Origin of the sequence: Stenotrophomonas sp. SrG (genome assembly GCF_050031795.1) — a bacterium.
In the GTDB taxonomy this organism is placed as follows: Bacteria; Pseudomonadota; Gammaproteobacteria; order Xanthomonadales; family Xanthomonadaceae; genus Stenotrophomonas; species Stenotrophomonas rhizophila_A.
In genome coordinates this window covers 1-254 of record NZ_JBNBBE010000534.1, presented here as the reverse complement: position 1 = coordinate 254, position 254 = coordinate 1, and the positions used below count along the sequence as shown (strand labels likewise).

General features: G+C 59.8%; 1 pseudogene. It reads left to right on the top strand.

The window, feature by feature from the left end:
* A pseudogene (locus ACQG3P_RS20760) lies at nucleotides 1–254 on the top strand (phosphate ABC transporter permease subunit PstC); the annotation flags it as partial.

Genomic DNA, 254 nt, shown 5'->3' with positions numbered 1-254 from the left:
CGTTGTTTAAAATGTTGGGTGGGCTGGCTCCGATTTACGGCACCATGGTCACCGCCCTGATCGAATTGCTTATCGCGGTGCCGTTTTGCTTCGGCATGGCCTTCTTCCTCACGGAAGTGGCCCCGCGCTGGATGCTCGGAACCGTCGGTAACGCCAACGAACAGCTGGCCGTCATCCACTCGATCAACGACGGCAAGTGGGGCAGGTTCGAGCTGGTCCCGGGCATGACCGAGAACGTCACCCCCACCCACAAT